This window comes from Streptomyces viridochromogenes DSM 40736 (assembly GCF_000158955.1).
In the GTDB taxonomy this organism is placed as follows: Bacteria; Actinomycetota; Actinomycetes; order Streptomycetales; family Streptomycetaceae; genus Streptomyces; species Streptomyces venetus.
Map to the genome: position 1 here is coordinate 2,391,914 of NZ_GG657757.1, position 19,222 is coordinate 2,411,135.

14 protein-coding genes and 1 pseudogene are annotated in these 19,222 nt (G+C 72.3%); 11 read left to right on the top strand and 4 right to left on the bottom strand.

The window, feature by feature from the left end; translation table 11 throughout:
• The first annotated feature begins 177 nt into the window (after positions 1 to 177).
• The 7 genes from SSQG_RS10485 to SSQG_RS10515 all read left to right on the top strand — a co-directional run bounded on the left by SSQG_RS10485 (position 178) and on the right by SSQG_RS10515 (position 10,696).
• Positions 178 to 1,704, top strand: coding sequence for a leucyl aminopeptidase (locus SSQG_RS10485; RefSeq protein WP_003989717.1), 1,527 nt, complete (start codon positions 178 to 180; stop codon positions 1,702 to 1,704).
• Positions 1,705 to 1,984: 280 nt separating this feature from the next.
• Positions 1,985 to 3,373 carry a dihydrolipoyl dehydrogenase gene (lpdA, locus tag SSQG_RS10490; protein WP_039932321.1) on the top strand — a complete coding sequence of 463 codons (1,389 nt, stop codon included), beginning with the start codon at positions 1,985 to 1,987 and terminating at the stop codon, positions 3,371 to 3,373.
• 61 nt (positions 3,374 to 3,434) lie between these two features.
• Positions 3,435 to 5,237, top strand: coding sequence for a 2-oxoglutarate dehydrogenase, E2 component, dihydrolipoamide succinyltransferase (sucB, locus tag SSQG_RS10495; protein WP_003989719.1), 1,803 nt, complete (start codon positions 3,435 to 3,437; stop codon positions 5,235 to 5,237).
• A gap of 230 nt (positions 5,238 to 5,467) precedes the next feature.
• Positions 5,468 to 6,091, top strand: coding sequence for a GntR family transcriptional regulator (locus tag SSQG_RS10500; RefSeq protein ID WP_003989720.1), 624 nt, complete (start codon positions 5,468 to 5,470; stop codon positions 6,089 to 6,091).
• Between the two features lie 270 nt (positions 6,092 to 6,361).
• Positions 6,362 to 9,064 (top strand): pyruvate dehydrogenase (acetyl-transferring), homodimeric type, encoded by a 2,703-nt coding sequence (aceE, locus tag SSQG_RS10505; RefSeq protein ID WP_003989721.1) that lies wholly within the window; start codon positions 6,362 to 6,364, stop codon positions 9,062 to 9,064.
• A 55-nt stretch (positions 9,065 to 9,119) separates the two neighbouring features.
• Positions 9,120 to 10,121 (top strand): helix-turn-helix transcriptional regulator, encoded by a 1,002-nt coding sequence (locus SSQG_RS10510; protein WP_003989722.1) that lies wholly within the window; start codon positions 9,120 to 9,122, stop codon positions 10,119 to 10,121.
• A 56-nt stretch (positions 10,122 to 10,177) separates the two neighbouring features.
• Complete coding sequence (locus SSQG_RS10515) at positions 10,178 to 10,696, top strand: DUF4240 domain-containing protein (RefSeq protein WP_039932323.1); 519 nt, start codon at positions 10,178 to 10,180, stop codon at positions 10,694 to 10,696.
• On the opposite strand, the gene SSQG_RS10520 is transcribed toward SSQG_RS10515, so the two are convergent.
• Entirely contained in the window at positions 10,697 to 10,918 is a 222-nt protein-coding gene (locus SSQG_RS10520; protein ID WP_003989724.1) for a hypothetical protein, read from the bottom strand.
• A pseudogene (locus SSQG_RS10525) lies at positions 10,915 to 11,767 on the bottom strand (peptidoglycan recognition protein family protein). Before SSQG_RS10525 ends, SSQG_RS10520 begins: the two are co-directional and overlap by 4 nt.
• Before the next feature lie 328 nt (positions 11,768 to 12,095).
• Here SSQG_RS10525 and SSQG_RS10530 point away from each other — a divergent pair.
• Positions 12,096 to 13,280 carry a MarP family serine protease gene (locus SSQG_RS10530; RefSeq protein ID WP_039932326.1) on the top strand — a complete coding sequence of 395 codons (1,185 nt, stop codon included), beginning with the start codon at positions 12,096 to 12,098 and terminating at the stop codon, positions 13,278 to 13,280.
• 38 nt (positions 13,281 to 13,318) lie between these two features.
• Here the strand turns inward: SSQG_RS10530 and SSQG_RS10535 are convergent, their stop codons facing one another.
• Entirely contained in the window at positions 13,319 to 13,816 is a 498-nt protein-coding gene (locus SSQG_RS10535; protein ID WP_003989727.1) for a GNAT family N-acetyltransferase, read from the bottom strand.
• A 70-nt stretch (positions 13,817 to 13,886) separates the two neighbouring features.
• On the opposite strand from SSQG_RS10535, the gene SSQG_RS10540 reads away from it, so the two are divergent.
• Both SSQG_RS10540 and SSQG_RS10545 read left to right on the top strand, forming a co-directional pair.
• Entirely contained in the window at positions 13,887 to 14,783 is an 897-nt protein-coding gene (locus tag SSQG_RS10540; protein WP_003989728.1) for a TIGR01777 family oxidoreductase, read from the top strand.
• A gap of 239 nt (positions 14,784 to 15,022) precedes the next feature.
• Complete coding sequence (locus SSQG_RS10545; RefSeq protein ID WP_003989729.1) at positions 15,023 to 16,429, top strand: NAD(P)/FAD-dependent oxidoreductase; 1,407 nt, start codon at positions 15,023 to 15,025, stop codon at positions 16,427 to 16,429.
• Between the two features lie 158 nt (positions 16,430 to 16,587).
• Here the strand turns inward: SSQG_RS10545 and SSQG_RS10550 are convergent, their stop codons facing one another.
• The gene (locus tag SSQG_RS10550) at positions 16,588 to 18,066 is read right to left on the bottom strand and encodes a hypothetical protein (RefSeq protein ID WP_003989730.1); all 1,479 of its coding nucleotides are present in this window, start codon (positions 18,064 to 18,066) and stop codon (positions 16,588 to 16,590) included.
• 248 nt (positions 18,067 to 18,314) lie between these two features.
• Here SSQG_RS10550 and lipB point away from each other — a divergent pair, with 248 nt between their 5' ends.
• Entirely contained in the window at positions 18,315 to 19,166 is an 852-nt protein-coding gene (gene lipB, locus SSQG_RS10555; protein WP_003989731.1) for a lipoyl(octanoyl) transferase LipB, read from the top strand.
• Positions 19,167 to 19,222 lie beyond the last annotated feature (56 nt).

The window sequence follows — 19,222 nt, forward strand, 5'->3', positions numbered from 1 at the left end:
GGAGGAGGGAGTCGACGCGGAGCGTCGGTGACCGACGACAACGCCGCAGATGCGCGTGCCAGGCGCCGCCGGGCAGGCGGGAGATTGCCGACCGACCCTCAGGGTCGGCTGTCGGGCCCGGTCGACCCACACCGTTCGACCACCGCAACTTCACATCGGAAGCGAGATTTCACCACCGTGACTGCTCTCACTCTCAGCACCGCCGCGGCGCCCGGTCTGCGGGCCGACGCCATCGTGATCGGTGTCGCCAAGGGTGCCAAGGGGCCGGTCGTCGCGCCGGGCGCCGAGGCCGTGGACAAGGCGTACGACGGCAGGCTCGCCGGCGTTCTGGAGACTCTCGGTGCCTCGGGCGCCGAGGGCGAGGTGACGAAGCTGCCGGCGCCGTCCGGCTTCAAGGCACCGCTCGTGCTGGCGGTGGGCCTGGGCGCGGTGCCCGAGAAGGACGCCGACTACGACACCGAGGTCCTGCGCAAGGCCGCCGGCGTCGCCGCCCGCACCCTGACCGGCTCCAAGAAGGCCGCCTTCGCCCTGCCGCTGACCGACGCCGCCGACGCCGGCGCGATCGGTGAGGGCGCGCTGCTCGGCGCGTACTCCTTCGACGCCTACAAGGACAACGGCAAGGACCCCAAGGCGAAGAACGGCAAGGCCCCCCTCGCCGAGGTCGCCCTGCTCGGCGGCAAGCCCCGCGACAAGGCGTACAAGGCGGCCGTCGAGCGTGCCGTCGCCGTCGCCGAGGAGCTCAACCGCGCCCGTGACCTGGTCAACACCCCGCCGAACGACCTGAACCCCGAGGCGTTCGCCGCGGTCGCGCAGGCCGCGGCCAAGGAGCACGGCATCAAGGTGCAGGTGCTCGACGAGAAGGCGCTGACCAAGGGCGGCTACGGCGGCATCCTCGGCGTCGGGGCCGGTTCGGCGTCGGGGCCGCGCCTGGTGAAGCTGTCGTACACCTCCTCGAAGGCGAAGAAGCACCTCGCCTTCGTCGGCAAGGGCATCACGTACGACTCGGGCGGTATCTCGCTGAAGCCGGCCGGTCACAACGAGACGATGAAGTGCGACATGAGCGGCGCGGCATCGGTGTTCGCCGCGGTCGTCGCCGCGGCCCGGCTGGGCCTGGAGGTCAACGTCACCGGCTGGCTGGCCCTGGCCGAGAACATGCCCTCCGGTTCCGCGACTCGTCCGGGTGACGTGCTGCGGATGTACAGCGGCAAGACGGTGGAGGTGCTCAACACCGACGCGGAGGGCCGGCTCGTGCTGGCCGACGCGCTGTGGGCGGCGTCGCAGGAGAAGCCGGACGCGATCGTGGACGTGGCGACGCTGACCGGGGCGATGATGCTGGCGCTGGGCAACCGGACGTTCGGGATCATGGGCAACGACGACGCCTTCCGCTCGACGCTGCACGAGGCCGCGGAGGAGGTCGGGGAGCCGGCGTGGCCGATGCCGCTGCCGGAGCACCTGCGCAAGGGGATGGACTCGGCCACGGCCGATATCGCGAACATGGGTGAGCGGATGGGCGGCGGGCTGGTCGCCGGGCTGTTCCTGCGCGAGTTCGTGGGCGAGGGGATCACGTGGGCACACCTCGACATCGCCGGTCCGGCCTTCAACGAGGGCGGGCCTTTCGGGTACACGCCGAAGGGCGGGACCGGTAGTGGGGTGCGGACGCTGGTGCGGCTGGCTGAGCTGACCGCTGCGGGTGACCTGGGCTGATCGTCGCCTGAGGGCTCGGTCTCGTCCGTCGTGTCGCGGGCGCGGGGGCGTGGGGGCTGTTCGCGCAGCTCCCCGCGCCCCTTCTCTTCGAGCGCGTCTCTCATGTGAACGTGGGGCGTCTCACACAGCAGCCCGGCGTCTCTTTGTGTGTCGACAAGTGCGAAGATGGGGCTCGGCAGGACAGGGCCCCACCTAAGGGCCGAAGAACGAGCGGCCGGACACCAGCCGCCTGCCGGTCAGTGAAGACCGGCGTACGGCGCACATGCATGGAGGACGTGACGTGGCGAACGACGCCAGCACCGTTTTCGACCTAGTGATCCTCGGCGGTGGCAGCGGTGGTTACGCCGCGGCCCTGCGCGGGGCACAGCTGGGCCTGGACGTCGCCCTGATCGAGAAGGACAAGGTCGGCGGCACCTGCCTGCACCGAGGATGCATCCCCACCAAGGCCCTGCTGCACGCGGGCGAGATCGCCGACCAGGCGCGCGAGAGCGAGCAGTTCGGTGTGAAGGCGACGCTCGAGGGCATCGACATCGCCGGTGTCCACAAGTACAAGGACGGCGTGATCGCCGGTCTGTACAAGGGCCTGCAGGGGCTCGTCGCCTCCCGCAAGGTGACCTACATCGAGGGCGAGGGCCGGCTGTCCTCCCCCACCTCCGTCGATGTGAACGGTCAGCGCGTCCAGGGCCGCCACGTCCTCCTCGCGACCGGCTCCGTGCCGAAGTCGCTGCCGGGCCTGGAGATCGACGGCGACCGGATCATCTCCTCCGACCACGCCCTCGTCCTGGACCGCGTGCCCAAGTCGGCGATCGTCCTCGGCGGCGGTGTCATCGGCGTCGAGTTCGCCTCCGCCTGGAAGTCCTTCGGTACGGACGTCACCGTCATCGAGGGCCTGAAGCACCTCGTCCCGGTCGAGGACGAGAACAGCTCGAAGCTTCTTGAGCGCGCCTTCCGCAAGCGCGGCATCAAGTTCAACCTGGGCACCTTCTTCGAGAAGGCCGAGTACACCCAGGACGGTGTCAAGGTCACCCTCGCCGACGGCAAGGAGTTCGAGGCCGAGGTCCTGCTGGTAGCGGTGGGCCGCGGTCCGGTCTCCCAGGGGCTCGGTTACGAGGAGCAGGGCGTCGCGATGGACCGCGGCTACGTCCTGGTCGACGAGTACATGCGCACCAACGTGCCGACCGTCTCCGCCGTCGGTGACCTGGTCCCGACCCTCCAGCTCGCGCACGTCGGCTTCGCCGAGGGCATGCTGGTGGCGGAGCGTCTGGCCGGTCTGAAGACCGTTCCGATCGACTACGACGGTGTCCCGCGGGTGACGTACTGCCACCCCGAGGTCGCCTCCGTCGGTATCACCGAGGCCAAGGCCAAGGAGATCTACGGCGCGGACAAGGTCGTCACCCTGAAGTACAACCTCGCGGGCAACGGCAGGAGCAGGATCCTGAACACCACGGGCGAGATCAAGCTCGTCCAGGTCAAGGACGGTGCCGTGGTCGGCGTCCACATGGTCGGCGACCGCATGGGCGAGCAGGTCGGCGAAGCCCAGCTGATCTACAACTGGGAGGCGCTGCCGGCCGAGGTCGCACAGCTCGTCCACGCCCACCCGACGCAGAACGAGGCGCTCGGCGAGGCCCACCTGGCCCTGGCCGGCAAGCCCCTCCACTCGCACGACTGACCCCTCGGTCGAGAAGCGACGACACAGACTTCCGCACTTTCCGTAAGGAGCAACCGAAACCATGGCGGTTTCCGTAACCCTTCCGGCGCTCGGCGAGAGCGTCACCGAGGGCACTGTCACTCGCTGGCTGAAGGCCGAGGGCGAGCGCGTCGAGGCCGACGAGCCGCTGCTCGAGGTCTCCACCGACAAGGTCGACACCGAGATCCCCTCCCCCGCGGCGGGCGTCCTGGCCTCCATCAAGGTCGCCGAGGACGAGACCGTCGAGGTCGGCGCCGAGCTGGCCCTGATCGACGACGGCAGCGGTGCGCCCGCCGCCGCCCCGGCCCCGCAGGCCGAGGAGGTCGCCGAGCCCGCTCCCGAGCCGGCTCCGGCCGCCCCGTCCACCGAGCAGGCCGCCCCGGCGCCCGCTCCGACCGCCGACGCCGCTGCCGGCGGCGGCTCCGCCGAGGGCACGGACGTCGTCCTGCCCGCGCTCGGCGAGTCCGTCACCGAGGGCACCGTCACCCGCTGGCTGAAGTCGGTCGGTGACAGCGTCGAGGCCGACGAGCCGCTGCTGGAGGTGTCGACGGACAAGGTCGACACCGAGATCCCCGCCCCCGCCTCCGGCACCCTGCTGGAGATCGTGGTCGGCGAGGACGAGACCGCCGAGGTCGGCGCCAAGCTCGCCGTCATCGGCGAGGCGGGTGCCGCTCCGGCCGCCGCCCCGGCGCAGGAGGCCCCGGCCGCCCCGGCCCAGCCCGAGCCCACCCCGGCTCCGGCCCCGGCGCAGCCCGCCCCGGCTCCGCAGGCTCCGGCCCCGCAGGCTCCGTCCGCCCCGGCCCCGCAGCAGCAGGTCACCCCGGCTCCCGAGCCGGCCCCGGCCGCCCCGGCGCCCGCCCCGGCTCCGGCCCAGGCCCCGGCCGCTCCGGCCGCCGCCAAGCCGGTCGACGAAGGCGCCTACGTCACCCCGCTGGTGCGCAAGCTCGCCGCCGAGCAGGGCGTCGACCTGGCCACCGTCAAGGGCACCGGTGTCGGTGGCCGTATCCGCAAGCAGGACGTCGTCGCCGCCGCCGAGGCCGCGAAGACCGCCGCCGCCGCCCCGGCCCCGGCCGCGGCTGCCGCTCCGGCCGCCACCAAGAAGGCCCCGGTGCTGGAGGCGTCCCCGCTGCGCGGCCAGACCATCAAGATGCCGCGGATCCGCAAGGTCATCGGCGACAACATGGTCAAGGCCCTGCACGAGCAGGCCCAGCTGTCCTCGGTCGTCGAGGTCGACGTCACCCGGCTGATGAAGCTGCGCGCCCGGGCGAAGGACTCCTTCGCGGCCCGCGAGGGCGTCAAGCTCTCCCCGATGCCGTTCTTCGTCAAGGCCGCGGCCCAGGCGCTGAAGGCGCACGCGCCCATCAACGCCAAGATCAACGAGGCCGAGGGGACCATCACCTACTTCGACACCGAGAACATCGGTATCGCGGTGGACTCCGAGAAGGGCCTGATGACCCCGGTCATCAAGAACGCCGGTGACCTCAACCTGGCCGGCATCGCCAAGGCCACGGCGGAGCTCGCGGGCAAGGTCCGCGCCAACAAGATCACCCCGGACGAGCTGTCCGGCGCGACCTTCACCATCTCCAACACCGGTTCGCGCGGTGCGCTCTTCGACACGATCATCGTGCCGCCGGGCCAGGTCGCGATCCTCGGCATCGGCGCCACGGTCAAGCGCCCCGCCGTCATCGAGACGGAGGAGGGCACGGTCATCGGCGTCCGCGACATGACGTACCTGACCCTGTCCTACGACCACCGCCTGGTGGACGGCGCCGACGCCGCCCGCTACCTGACGGCGGTCAAGGCCATCCTGGAAGCAGGCGAGTTCGAGGTCGAACTCGGTCTCTGACCTTCCTTCACGGCTGAGTGGTGCCCCGTTCGGATCTTCCGGGCGGGGCACCGTCGCACCCAGGGGCGCGGGGAACTGCGCGACCAGCCACAGACCTCCGCCAGCCGAACGACAACCTCACAGCCCCCGTGTAAGTCTCGTCTCACCTGCACCAAGACACCCCCACCCACCTCACCCGCGGAGCGAACCGGCCGTATTGTCTAAACGTCAATCCCGCCTAAGGAGCTCACATGACCGCGCCCGTCATCCACTCGCTGCGCGAGCAGATCCGCGAGCACATCCTGGAGGGGATCATCAGCGGTCGCTGGCAGCCGGGCGAGCGGATCGTGGAGCGCCGGATCGCCACCGAGCTGGAGGTCAGCCAGACCCCGGTCCGCGAGGCCCTGCGGGAACTGGAGTCCCTGCGCCTCATCGAGTCCGCTCCGAACAAGGGCGTCCGCGTACGCAACCTCACCGCCGCCGACCTGGAGGAGAGCTACCCGGTCCGGGCCGGTCTCGAGGCCATCGCGGCGGAGCTGGCCGCGCAGGGCCTGGCGACGGACTGCTCGGCGCTGGAGCCGCACGTCACCGCCCTGTACGAGGCCGACCGCGTCACCGACGGCACCGCCCAGGTCCGTCACACCGTCGCCTTCCACCGCGAACTGGTCCGCGCCGCCGGCAACTCCGTGCTGCTGCACACCTGGGAGGGCCTCGGCATCGAGGTGTTCACCGCCCTGTCGATCCGCTGGCTGGGCACCCAGCAGCAGTCGTACGCGGAGGAGCACGAGGAGCTCGTCGCCGCCTTCAAGCGCCGCGACCCCCGTATCGCGGAGTTGGTGAAGGCCCACGTCCTGGGCTGCGCGCCCCGGGCGTGACACCCGAGCACGACCCCGCTCAAACGCCTTCCGACCTGCGAAAACCCCGCCGCATGAAGGTCACTGCGTGCCGCTGCCGAAGGCACCCCGTGCCGACTTTCTCGTGATCAAGAGGTTTTGCCCCTCAACCCTTTGATCGATCATCGATCAGGGAGTTAAAGTCACCCACGGGCTTGCCACCCAAGCCTCAGCCCTGTCCTGCCAAAGACAAAGGGCACCCCGATCCCCTTACCGATGAGGGAACCCCCTTCGACTGAGGAAGGCGGCGACATGACCGACCCCAACGCCATCCAGCCGAGCGAGCTCGACCAGCTCCCGGACCGCGACCCGGAGGAGACCGCCGAATGGCAGGCCTCGCTGGACGCGGTCACCAAGGCTGCCGGGCCGCACCGTGCCGCGTACCTGATGCGCCGCACGCTGGAGCGCGCCGAGGGCGCCGGCATCGCGCTGCCGAAGCTCCTCGAGACCGACTACGTCAACTCCATCCCCACCGCCGCCGAACCGGCCGTGCCCGGTGACGCGGCGCTGGAGCAGCGCATCACCGCGTGGAACCGCTGGAACGCGGCCGCGATGGTGACCCGCGGCAGCAAGTACGGCGTGGGCGGCCACATCGCCACCTTCGCCTCCGCCGCGTGGCTGTACGAGACCGGTTTCAACCACTTCTTCAAGGGCAAAGAGGCCGACGGTTCCGGCGACCAGCTCTACATCCAGGGCCACGCCTCCCCCGGCATCTACGCCCGCGCCTTCCTCGACGGCCGCCTGAACGAGGCCCAGCTCGACAACTTCCGCCGCGAGGCGGGCGGCGACGGCCTGCCGTCCTACCCGCACCCGCGCCGGCTGCCCTGGCTGTGGGAGTTCCCGACGGTCTCGATGGGCCTCGGCCCGCTCTCGGCCATCTACCAGGCGCGCTTCAACCGCTACCTCACCAACCGCGGCATCAAGGACACCTCCGCCTCGCACGTGTGGGCGTTCCTCGGCGACGGCGAGATGGACGAGCCCGAGTCGACGGCGGCCCTCGCGCTCGCGGCCCGTGAGGAGCTGGACAACCTCACCTTCGTCATCAACTGCAACCTGCAGCGCCTCGACGGCCCGGTCCGCGCCAACTTCAAGATCGTGCAGGAGCTGGAGGCCCAGTTCCGCGGCGCCGGCTGGAACGTGATCAAGACGCTGTGGGGCACGGCCTGGGACGAGCTGTTCCAGCTCGACACCACGGGCGCGCTCGTACGCCGGCTGCGCCAGGTACCGGACGCGCAGATCCAGACGTACCAGACCCGCGACGCCGCCTACATCCGCCAGGACTTCTTCGGCGCCGACCCGGCGCTCGTGGAGCTGGCGAAGCTGCTGAGCGACGACAAGATCCTCGAGTGTTTCCACCTCTCGCGCGGTGGTCACGAGGCGCGCAAGGTGTACGCCGCGTACCGGGCCGCCGTCGAGCACAAGGGCGCGCCGACCGTGATCCTGGCCCAGACGGTCAAGGGCCACACCCTCGGTGAGGGCTTCGCGTCGAAGAACGCCAACCACCAGATGAAGAAGCTGACGGTGGACGAGTTCAAGAACATGCGCGACCTGCTGGAGCTGCCGATCAAGGACAGCGACTTCGTCGACGGCGTGGTCCCCTACGGCCACCCCGGCGCCGACTCCCCCGAGGTCCGCTACCTCCAGGAGCGCCGTGCCGCCCTCGGCGGTCCGGCCCCGGCCCGCCGTGTGCACCCGGTCGCGCCGCTGCCCGCCCCGGCGGAGAAGGCGTTCGCCTCCTTCGACAAGGGCTCCGGCTCGCAGAACGTGGCCACCACCATGGCGTTCGTCCGCCTGGTCAAGGACCTGGTCCGCGACAAGGAGTCGGGCAAGCGCTGGGTGCCGATCGTCCCGGACGAGGCGCGCACCTTCGGCATGGAGTCGCTGTTCCCGTCGCTCGGCATCTACTCGCCCAAGGGTCAGACGTACGAGCCGGTCGACCGCGACCAGCTGATGTACTACAAGGAGGCCCAGAACGGCCAGATCCTCAACGAGGGGATCACCGAGGCCGGTTCGATGGCCGACTTCATCGCCGCTTCGACGTCGTACGCGACGCACGGCGAGGCGATGATCCCGTTCTACATCTTCTACTCGATGTTCGGCTGGCAGCGCACGGCCGACCAGATGTGGCAGCTCGGCGACCAGCTCGGCCGCGGCTTCCTCGTCGGCGCCACGGCCGGCCGCACCACGCTGACCGGTGAGGGCCTGCAGCACGCCGACGGCCACTCCCCCGTCATCGCGGCGACCAACCCGGCGGCGCTGACGTACGACCCGGCGTTCGCGTACGAGGTCGCGGCAATCGTCAAGGACGGTCTGCGCCGGATGTACGGCGAGGCGGCCCCGGGTGAGGACCAGAACGTCTTCTACTACCTGACCGTCTACAACGAGCCGCTGCCGCAGCCCGCGAAGCCGTCCGCCGACGGTGTCGACGAGGGCATCGTCAAGGGCCTGTACCGCTTCAACACGGCGGAGTCGGCGGGCGTGACCGTGCCGGCGAACGCCCCGCGGATCCAGCTGCTCGGCTCCGGTACGGCGATCCACTGGGCGCTCAAGGCGCAAACGCTGCTCGCCGAGGAGTGGGGCGTGGCGGCCGACGTGTGGTCGGCGACGTCCTGGAGCGAGCTGCGCCGGGACGCGCTGGAGGCCGACGAGGCTCTGCTGCGCGGCGAGGAGCGGGTGCCGTTCGTGCGGCAGGCGCTCCAGGGTGCCGAGGGCCCGGTGCTGGCGGTCTCCGACTACATGCGCCAGGTCCCGGACCAGATCGCGCAGTGGGTCGAGCAGGACTGGTCCTCTCTGGGCGCCGACGGCTTCGGCCTGTCGGACACCCGTGAGGCGGCCCGCCGCCACTTCGGTGTGGACGCCGAGTCGATCGTCGTCGCGGCCCTGGCCCAGCTCGCCAGGAAGAGCGAGGTCAAGGCGACGGCCGTGAAGGAAGCGCGCGAGAAGTACGGTCTGTGAGGACCCTTGATCAGCAGGCCCCCGCTTCGGCGGGGGCCTGCTGCATGATGTGCTCATGCGTGCTGCCCGGCTCATCAAGATGGTGCTGCTGCTCCAGTCCCGGCCCGCCATGACGGCCGCCGAGCTCGCCCGTGAGCTGGAGGTGTCGGAGCGGACGGTCACGCGGGACGCGCAGGCCTTGTCGGAGGCGGGAGTGCCGGTGTACGCGGACCGGGGCCGGGCCGGCGGGTACCGGCTGGTCGGCGGGTACCGGACGCGGCTGACCGGACTGCACCGCGGTGAGGCCGAGGCGCTGTTCCTGTCCGGGGTGCCGGGGGCGCTGCGCGAGATGGGCCTGGAGGACGCGGCCTCCGCGGCCCGGCTGAAGGTGTCGGCGGCGTTGCTGCCCTCCCTGCGGGACGCCTCGCGGACGGCGGCGCAGCGGTTCCACCTGGACGCGCCGAACTGGTTCAAGGAGCCGAGGACGCCCGCGCTGCTACCGGCCGTGGCCGACGCGGTGTGGGACGACCGGCGGATCGGGGCGCGCTACCGGCGCGGGGAGGACGAGGTCGTCCGGGAGCTGGAGCCGTACGGGCTCGTGCTGAAGGCGGGCGTCTGGTACCTGTGCGCTCGGGTGACCGGGGGCGGGGCCTTCCGGGTGTACCGGATCGACCGCTTCACGGCGGTGGACGCGGACGGGGAGCGCTTCGAGCGGGAGCCCGAGTTCGACCTGCCCGCCTTCTGGGAGGAGCGGGCGGAGCAGTTCGCGCGGTCCATCCTGCGGGCGCGGGTCGTGGTGCGGCTCTCCCCCGACGGCGTGCACGGCCTGCCGTACGCCCTCGACTCGCTGTCCGCCCGGGAGGCCCTCGCGGACGCGGACGCCCCGGACGACGACGGATGGGTGACGGTGGACCTGCCGGTGGAGTCCGAGGAGGTCGCCCACACCCAGCTGACGGCGCTGGGCCCGGAGGTGGAGGTACTGGCTCCGGAGAGCCTGCGCGAGCGGTTCGCCGGGGACGCGCTGCGGCTGGCAGGGCTGTACCACCCGGGGCGCCACCGCCCCCGGGGCGGCGCATAACGATCCCGCGCACTCCGGGTGCGACCCTGTGCCCCAGGGCCGATGCTTGACCCGTGATGGACGAGACGGAGTTCTGGGAGCTGGTCGACGACGCCCGGGAGGCCGCCGAGGGCGACCCGGAGGAGCAGGCCGACCTGCTCGTGGCGCGGCTTCTGGAGCTGGACCCCGACATGGTCCTGGACTTCGCCCGTCACTTCGAGTCCCGCTACAACCGGGCCTACCGCTGGGACCTGTGGGGTGCCGCGTGGGTGCTGCTCGACGGGGCGAGCGACGACGCCTTCGACTTCTTCCGGTGCTGGCTGATCGGGCAGGGCCGCGTGGTCTTCGAGGGCGCCCTGCACGACCCGGACGCCCTCGCCGAGCTGCTGGGCGACTTCGACGAGGAGATCGACGGCGACGGCGAGGAGCTCGGCTACGTGGCCGACGAGGCCTACGAGCAGCTCACCGGCGTGGTCGCCCCCGACCTGGAGATCCCGCCCGCGCCGGCGGAGCCGGAGGGCACCCCGCTCGACTTCGAGAACGAGCGGCGGCTCGCAGAGCGCTATCCGCGGCTGTGGGAACGCTTCAGGGGCTGATCAGGCCGCCTTGCGGCGGCTGGTGTCCGCCGGGACGTACGCGTGCGTCCCGTCGGCTTTCAATGCCTGGTGCAGGGGCGCGGCGTTGGCCTGGTCGAGGGCGGACGCCGTGGCCGCCGCCGGGCCGAGGACGACCGTGGCGACCGCGCAGAGCACCGCCCAGGGGCCGCGGGACGCCCCGTGACGCGTCGCCGTGTCGTTCTCCGTACGGCTGCTGTTCATGATCCCCACCTCCGGTCGGCCGGCTGTGGGGACGACCGTAGGGCGCCGGGATCTGAGGACACCGCGCGCCGGCTGTGGTCTTGCTGTGGGTCGCCCGTCCGGCCCTGCATCCGGGCCGCCAGCTCCCTGATCTCCGGCAGGCGGGCGTGCAGGGCGGCGCCCGGGCAGCTGGTCATGTAGCCGTCGCTGTGGCCCGCCAGGGCGGGCAGCTCGGCGGTGGTGCCGGCCGCGTAGCGGCTCAGTCCGTTGCTGGAGACCAGACGGACGCTCGCCCGCGGGTCGATGCCGGCCAGGCCGAGCTTCCAGGCGGACAGCGCGGCGATGGCGTGGACCATGGCCTTCGGTACGGGCATGCCCTCGGTGAAGGTGCCGAGGGCCGCGATGCCCGTGGTGCGGTGGTTGAAGCCCTGGGTGTGGGCGCCGGTGACGGCGCGCTCGACGCCGCCGGCGCGGCCCTCGTAGATGGTGCCGCAGCGGTCGACGACGAAGTTGTAGCCGATGTCGTCCCAGTCGCGGGTGCCGGTCTGGCCGGTGTACAGGTCCTGGATGATGCCGGGCGCGTCGGCGCAGTCGTAGCCGTTTGGGCGAGTCGGTGTGTTGGACGAAGACGGCGGTGACCTGGTCGTCGTAGCGCGTGCGTGGCTGCGCGTGGGCGGCGTCGTGCAGCCAGTGCGATCTCGGCACGATGTGCGGCCGGGGGGCGGCGTAGGACGTGGCGGTGGAGCGCGGCGTGGCCGGGCCTGCGGTGGTGTCGGCGGCGTCCTCGACGCCGTACGCGCACAGCACCAGGGCGGCGACGGCGGCGAGGCCCGGCAGGCAGCCGAGTGTCGCCCGGGCGGCGCGCGGCAGGCCGCCTATGCCGGGTGTCCGGGCGGCGTGGTGCCGGTGCGCACCTCGCCGTCTTCGGAAGACACGCATAGACCCACTGTCGGCCTGTTCCGGTGCGTCCGCGATGTGTGATGTGCCCACCCGGTGGAACCATCGTCACGGTCCGCGACGTTTTTCCGAGTGCACGGTGCGTGGCCGGTTCTGATCATCCGCGCGCGTGTGACTGATCACCGGGCCCTTCCCCCACGTACTTAGGGGGTGGCCGCGACGTCGCGTCGTCCGCCCATGGGGCGGGGCGGGCGGGACATCGTGGACACCCCCTAGGGGTTCCGAGAGAAAGAAGGCGTGCGTGGACCTGCTCGACATCCTGCTGTTGCTGGTCGTCCTGGCGTATGCGGCGTCCGGGTACCGGCGCGGGCTGGTGGCCGGCTGCGTGTCGCTGGCGGGTTTCGTCGGCGGCGCGGTCGTCGGCGTGTGGGTGCTGCCGTGGGTGATGGACCTGGTGGAGCCGGGGACGACGCGCGCGACGTTGACGGCGGTGTTCACGGTGCTGCTCCCGGCGGTGGTGGGGCATGAGCTGGCGGGGCGTCTCGCGCTCAGGCTGCGGCGGGAGCTGGACAGGGGGCCGCTCAGGGTGGCGGACGGGATCGGCGGGGCCGTGGCCAACTCGGTCGCCGTGCTGATCGTGGCGTGGGTGGCCGCGAGCGTCCTGGGCGCCTCCTCGTCGCCGCTGGTCACCTCGGCGATCCGGGACTCACGCCTGCTGGGCGCCGTGCAGCGGACGATGCCGGACACCACGCCGGCGTGGTTCTCGGGGGCCACGTCAGCGCTGACCGAGGCGGGCTTCCCGCAGGTCTTCAACCCGTTCGAGAACGAGTCGACGGCCGAGGTCGCCGAGCCCTCCGGCGACAGCGTCACCGCCGCCGCCACCAACGCCGCCAAGCTGAGCACGGTGAAGGTCGAGGGCGTCGCCGGCGCCCAGGGCCGTGAGGGCAGCGGCTTCGTGTACGCGCGCGAGCACGTGATGACCAACGCCCACGTGGTGGCCGGCATCGACGAGCCGACCGTGCAGATCGGCGGGGTCGGGCGGAGGTACGAGGCGAGGGTGGTGCTCTTCGACCCGCAGAAGGACGTGGCCGTGCTGTACGTGCCCGGTCTCGAGGCGCCCGTGCTGCGCTTCGACGACGACGCCGAGCGCGGCGACTCGGCGGTCGTCGCGGGCTACCCGCAGGACGGCGACCTGAACCTGCAGGCGGCCACGGTGGCGAACCGGGTCCGCGCGACGGGCCAGAACATCTACAACGACGACACCGTCACCCGGGAGATCTACTCGATCCGCTCCACGGTCCGCCCCGGTAACTCGGGAGGCCCCCTGCTGACCACGGACGGCCGGGTGTTCGGCGTGGTCTTCGCCCGCTCCACCTCGGACGCGGAGACGGGCTACGTGCTGACGGCGGCCGAGGTCTCCCCCGACGCGAAGCGCGCGGCGAGCGCGACGTCACCGGTGGACACGGGGGCCCTCGCCCCGTCCTGACTCCCGTCATGGGCTCCCTGACGGCCGTCAGGGAGCCGTCAGGGAGCCGTCAGGGAGCGCCCCATGAACACGTCGTCGACGTAGGCGCCGTCGAGCAGGAACTCCTCCGGCAGGACCCCTTCCACCACGAACCCCTCGGACGCGTAGAGCCTCCGGGCCGGCGCGTTGTGCCCGAGCACGCGCAGGGTGATGCGCCGCGCCCCCTGCCGTCGCGCCTCCTCCCCCGCCGCCCGCAGCAGGGCCCGGGCGATGCCGTGTCCGCGCGCCTCCTGCGCGACGGCGAGCCCGCGGATCATCCGTACGTGGGCGTTGCAGGCGAGCGGTGTGGCGGTCCCCAGCCGGAGGTAGCCGGCGACGGCCCCGGCGAGTTCGGCGACGAGAACCTCCCGCGGCGGGTGCTGTTCGTCGAAGAAGGGGCCGTACGGCGGCTCGGGGCGGGGCTGGACGGAGTGCAGCGGCGACCAGGTGGCACGGTCGAGGTGCCCCAGCGCCTCCTCGTCGTCGAGCCGTGCCTGGCGTATGCGCGGAGTGGGCATGGCGGCAATCTACGTCGGCGGCAGCGGCTGCCGACGGGGGTTTTACGGGGGCGACCGGCAAGATTGAGTCATGCGACGCATCGCGGTGACCGGCGCCTCCGGTCTCATCGGCAGCGCCCTGGTGCGGTCCCTGACCGCGGACGGGCACGAAGTGGTGCGCCTCGTGCGCCGAACGCCCCGGGCGGCGGACGAGGTCCGGTGGGACCCGGAGGGCGGGCGCGCGGACGCGGCCGGGCTCGCCGGGTGTCACGCGGTGGTCAACCTGGCGGGGGCCGGGGTCGGCGACCGCCGCTGGACGGACGCCTACAAGCAGCGGATCCGCGACAGCCGGGTGAACGGCACCGCGGCGCTCGCCCGGGCGGTCGCCTCGCTGGACGAGCGGGACCGGCCGAGGGTCTTCGTGAACGGCAGCGCCATCGGCTACTACGGCGAGACCGGGGACCGTGCCGTCGACGAGAGCGCACCGGCGGGCGAGGGTTTCCTGCCCTCCCTGTGCGTGGAGTGGGAGGGTGCCACGGCACCGGCCCAGGAGGCCGGCGTGCGCACGGTGTTCAGCCGGACCGGGCTGGTCGTGTCCCGCCGGGGCGGGGCGTGGGGGCGGCTGTTCCCGCTGTTCCAGGCGGGACTCGGCGGGCGCATGGGCGACGGGCGGCAGTACTGGTCGTTCGTCGCGCTGCACGACGAGGTGGCGGCGATCCGGCATCTCATCGACACCGACGGCCTGTCCGGGCCGTTCAACGTCACCGCCCCGAACCCCCTGACGAACCGTGAGATCACGGCGGCCATGGGGCGCGTGCTGCACCGGCCCACCGTCTTCGCCGTGCCCGCGCCGGTGCTGCGGACCGTGCTCGGCGAGATGTCCGGTGATGTGCTCGGCAGCGCCCGGGTGTTGCCGGCGCGCCTGCTGGAATCGGGTTTCCGGTTCGCCTTCCCGGAGATCGAGGGGGCCATCCGGGCGGCGCTGTGAGGGCGTTCCCGCACACCGCGCCGGTCGTTCTGAGACAGCGCTTCGCGCCGCACACCAGCCCCCTGCAACCACTTCATGCCCACCAGGCGTCCATATGCGACCGCTGTGCGACCGTGCTCTGCCGATGCGCGACTCCACCTGACCGATCACGGTCCTACCCTCGACCAGAACTCGCGTATCCACGCGGCCTGTTGAGGGCATGACGTCTCCAGCGCCCGCGCAACCTCGAGGAGGGGCACGTGCTTGAGCCCGCGTACCAGGCGGACGTGGTCGTCGTGGGGGCCGGGGTCGCCGGACTCTCGGCCGCGCACCGGCTGACCAGCGCAGGAGTGACGACCATGGTCCTGGAGGCCGCCCACGGCGTCGGCGGCCGCATGGCGACGGAGAAGATCGACGGCTTCCGGCTCGACAGGGTCGGCCAGTTGCTGTCCACGGCGTATCCGGAACTACGGCAGACACCCGGGCTCGGCGGGCTCGTGCTGCGCCCCTTCGCTCCCGGTGTCCTGCTGCACGGCGACGGACGCCACCACCGCGCGGGCCTCCAGCCCGGCGCGGGGGGCGCACGGGGCGCATTGCATGCGGTTCGCGCTCTGGCGAGCGCCCCTCGTCCGCCGTCGGCGACCCGCCCGCCCAGGAGGCCGGTGGCCGTGCCCGGCCGGCAGGTCTCGGTGCCCCGGAGCCGGTCCGGCGCCCCGCTGGGCACGGCCGTCGACCAGGCCCGTCTGGGCGCCGCGCTGACCCGGCTGGCGGGCACCCCGGCCGAACGGCTGCTGGCCCGCCCGGAGCTGCCCGCCGGTGAGGCCCTGGCGGCCCGCGGGCTGCCCGCCCGGACGATCGACGGCTTCCTGCGTCCGCTGCTCGCCGCCCTGCTGTGCGACCCGGACCTGACGACGTCCAGCCGGTGCGCGGACCTGGCGCTGCGCTCCTTCGCGAGCGGGCGGCTGTGTGTGCCCGAGGGCGGCGCGGAGGCCCTGCCGGAGCTGCTGGCGAGCACGCTGCCGCCGGGCTCCGTGCACACCGGCGTGCGCGTCACCTCCGTCTCCACGACCTCGGTGACGACCGCCGAGCACGGCGAGATCCGCTGCCGGGCGGTGCTGGTGGCCACGGACGCCAGGGCCGCGGCCGAGCTGCTGCCCGGCTTGCGGGTGCCGGACTTCCATCCGGTGACGGTGGTGCATCACACGACGGACGAGCCTCCCGCGACCGGGGCGTCTCTGCTGCTCGACGCGGACCTCGGTGGGCCGGTCGCCCATACGGCCGTGGTCAGCCGGGTCGATCCGTCTCGCGCCCCGGCGGGGCGGGCGCTGGTGTCCTCGACGGTTCTCGGACGGCCGCCGGGTGACGTCGACACGGCGGTGCGGATGCATCTGGCGCGGCTGTACGGGGTGTCGACGGCTCGGTGGGAGACGTTGGCCGTGCGTCACACGGCGGAGGCGGTGCCCGCGATGCGGCCGCCGCATGATCTGCGGCGGCCGGTGCGGTTGCTCGCGGGCCTGTACGTGTGCGGGGATCACCGGGACACCAGTACGGTCCAGGGCGCTCTGCACTCCGGACATCGGGCGTCGGCGGCGATCCTGGCCGACCTCGGGGCCGGACGGTCCCTGCATGTCGCCGACCCCGTGCCCACTGTGCCCCGGGCCGCGTAGGTGGTTTTCGGGTGCGCGTGCGCTGTGGCTTGTCGCACCCCCGCGGCGAAGCCGCACACGGGCACAGCCCCGCGCCCCTGGGTCGGCCCACAGCCGCTGCCAATGGCGCCACCCGGCGAAGCCGCACACGGGCACAGCCCCGCGCCCCTGAAGGGCCCTCACCCCAAGGCCGACACCTTGTCGCGGTAGGTCCGCACCGGGGCCGCGTCCTTGTACGGCTCCAGGCGGCGTTCAAAGTCCCTCACGTACTCCACCGCCCGCACCGAGCGCATCTCCGCCGCCTGGCCCGCCGCCTCCGCGGCGAGTTGGCAGGCCTGGTCGAGTTCGCCGAGGCCCAGGCGGGCGGTGGCCAGGACCACGCGGCAGAAGAGGCGACTGCGGGCGTAGGAGGGGGCGCGGAGCTGGAGTGAGCGTTCCGCGTGCTGGGCGGCGGCGCGGAACTGCTGCAGGTCCCGGTGGCAGTGTCCGAACTCATCGGCGAGCTGGGCCTCGTCGAAGAACTTCGCCCAGTGCGGCACGTCGTCGCCGGGCCGGGCCGTCTCCAGGGCGCGCTCGGCCCGGACCAGTGCGGCCGTGCAGGCCCGCACCTCGCCGAGCACCCCGTGCCCGCGCGCCTCGCTGGCGTGCAGCAGCGTCTGGACGACGGGCGGGGCGGAGGTGCCGACGCCCTGCTGCGCCACGCGCGCGAGCTGCACGGCCTCCCGTCCGTGCCCGAGGTAGACGGCCTGCCGGCTCATGGTGACCAGCACGTACGCCCCGTACGTCCGGTCCCCGGCCGCCTGGGCGAGCCGGAGCGCCTGGACGAAGTAGCGCTGGGCGAGTCCGTGCGCGGCGATGTCGTACGACGTCCAGCCCGCGAGCCGGGTCAGGTCGGCGGCGGCGGCGAAGAGGCGGCGGCCGGTCTGCTCGCCGTAGGTGCCGCGCAGCATCGGCTCGCACTCGTGCTCCAGGTAGCGCACGAGCGCCTGGCGGGCGTGGCCGCCCCCGTAGGCGTCGTCGAGGGTGCGGAAGAGCTCGCCGACCGAGCGCAGGGCGGCGATGTCGCCGGCGGTCACCTTCTGGCCGGGGCCGCGTTCGGCCTGGGCGCGCTGGCGGGGCAGGGACGGCAGTCCCTGCTCGGCCGCGCCCGGGGGCCGGAGGGCGGCGCGGCCCTGCGCCGGGATGCGGGCGGCGGCCGGCTCACCCCGGGCCACCTTGTCGTCGGCCCGGCCGATCAGCCAGTCCCGGCTCGGCACGACGAGCCCGGCCGGCGTGAAGGCGATCTTGCGCAGCTCGGCGTGGCTGCCGGAGTCCTTGCGCCACAGCCCGCTGACGATGTCGACCGCCTCCTCGGGGGTGGCGGCGAACTCCAGCCCCGCGTAGACGGGGGCGCAGGCGTCCAGGCCGAGGTCCTGGGCGGTGAGGCGGCGGCCGAGGCGCCGGGTGAAGACCTCGGCGATCAGCGCGGGAGTGGTGCCCCGGGGCTGCTGGCCCCGCAGCCATCGTGTGACGGACGTCTTGTCGTATCTGAGGTCGAGGCCGTGTTCGAGACCGAGCTGATCCACGCGACGGGCGAGACCCGCGTTGGAGAACCCCGCTTCTGCGATGAGCGCGGCGAGCTGTCGGTTGGGGGTGCGCTGCGCGGGTCGTTCCGTCATCTGCGGTGCGGTCTCCTGCCTTCCGGCCTTCGTGATGTTTCGCGATGTGCGCGGATTACCTGTGAGCAGGCCTTATGCCTTGCCGAACGGCGCGAATGTAGCGGAGAGTAAGCACCCCATCACACATTTTCCCGCACATTCATCCGATCGTGTGAGGATTGACCCCGGGACTGACGCGTCCGGGCCGGACGTACAGTGGCTCGGGCGCTCCACGTGCCTTACACACCCGTTCGAGGGAGGCGCTTGCCGTGAGTGAGTTGCGGTTCGTCCGCATGGGGTTCGGTGACGAGGCCGTCGAGTACCAGGAGGCGTGGGACGAACAGCGCCGGGTGCACGCGGCACGCTTCGCGGACGAGGCCCCCGACACCGTGCTGCTGCTGGAACACCCTCCGGTCTACACGGCGGGACGGCGCACGGCGGACAACGAGCGGCCCCTCGACGGCACGCCGGTCATCGACGTGGACCGCGGCGGCAAGATCACCTGGCACGGCCCCGGCCAGCTGGTGGGCTACCCCATCCAGAAGCTCCCGCGACCGGTGGACGTCGTGGCCCACGTACGCCGGCTCGAAGAGGCCCTGATCCGCACGTGCGCGGAGTTCGGCCTGGAGACCACCCGGGTCGAGGGGCGCAGCGGCGTGTGGGTCCTCGGCGACCCGGTCGAGCAGCGTCCCGCGCCCTATGGAGGGGCAGCGCGCAGCGGTTCGGCTGAGGGTGGCGGCGGGCGACGGGCGGGACTGTCGCTGGACCTCGACCCCCGTCTGGACGACGAGGAGTTCGACCCTCGCATGAACGGCCCGGAGTACGCGCCCTCCAACGCGGGCCAGCGCCGGGAGGACCGCAAGATCGCCCAGATCGGCATCCGGGTGGCCAAGGGCGTCACGATGCACGGCTTCTCGTTCAACGTGAACCCCGACATGAAGTGGTTCGACCGGATCATCCCCTGCGGCATCCGTGACGCGGGCGTGGCGTCGCTCGCCTACGAGCTCGGCAGGGACGTGACGATCGAGGAGGTCCTGCCGGTGGTGGAGCGCCATCTGCGGGAGGTCCTGGGGAACGCCGAGCTGAAGCCGCGGGAGATCGAGAGGACGCCCGCGGCATAAACGCGCGCGTGGAGGGGCTAGCACCCACACAGGCATTCAAATCGACGGGCGTACCC

What these genes read in the sequence shown, in the direction of transcription:
- aceE (WP_003989721.1), top strand. Translation starts at nt 6,362, where the DNA reads ATGACCGACCCCAACGCCATCCAGCCGAGCGAGCTCGACCAGCTCCCG.
- SSQG_RS10540 (WP_003989728.1), top strand. Translation starts at nt 13,887, where the DNA reads ATGCGACGCATCGCGGTGACCGGCGCCTCCGGTCTCATCGGCAGCGCC.
- SSQG_RS10550 (WP_003989730.1), bottom strand. Translation starts at nt 18,066, where the DNA reads ATGACGGAACGACCCGCGCAGCGCACCCCCAACCGACAGCTCGCCGCG.
- SSQG_RS10500 (WP_003989720.1), top strand. Translation starts at nt 5,468, where the DNA reads ATGACCGCGCCCGTCATCCACTCGCTGCGCGAGCAGATCCGCGAGCAC.
- SSQG_RS10515 (WP_039932323.1), top strand. Translation starts at nt 10,178, where the DNA reads ATGGACGAGACGGAGTTCTGGGAGCTGGTCGACGACGCCCGGGAGGCC.
- SSQG_RS10535 (WP_003989727.1), bottom strand. Translation starts at nt 13,816, where the DNA reads ATGCCCACTCCGCGCATACGCCAGGCACGGCTCGACGACGAGGAGGCG.
- SSQG_RS10520 (WP_003989724.1), bottom strand. Translation starts at nt 10,918, where the DNA reads ATGAACAGCAGCCGTACGGAGAACGACACGGCGACGCGTCACGGGGCG.
- SSQG_RS10510 (WP_003989722.1), top strand. Translation starts at nt 9,120, where the DNA reads ATGCGTGCTGCCCGGCTCATCAAGATGGTGCTGCTGCTCCAGTCCCGG.
- sucB (WP_003989719.1), top strand. Translation starts at nt 3,435, where the DNA reads ATGGCGGTTTCCGTAACCCTTCCGGCGCTCGGCGAGAGCGTCACCGAG.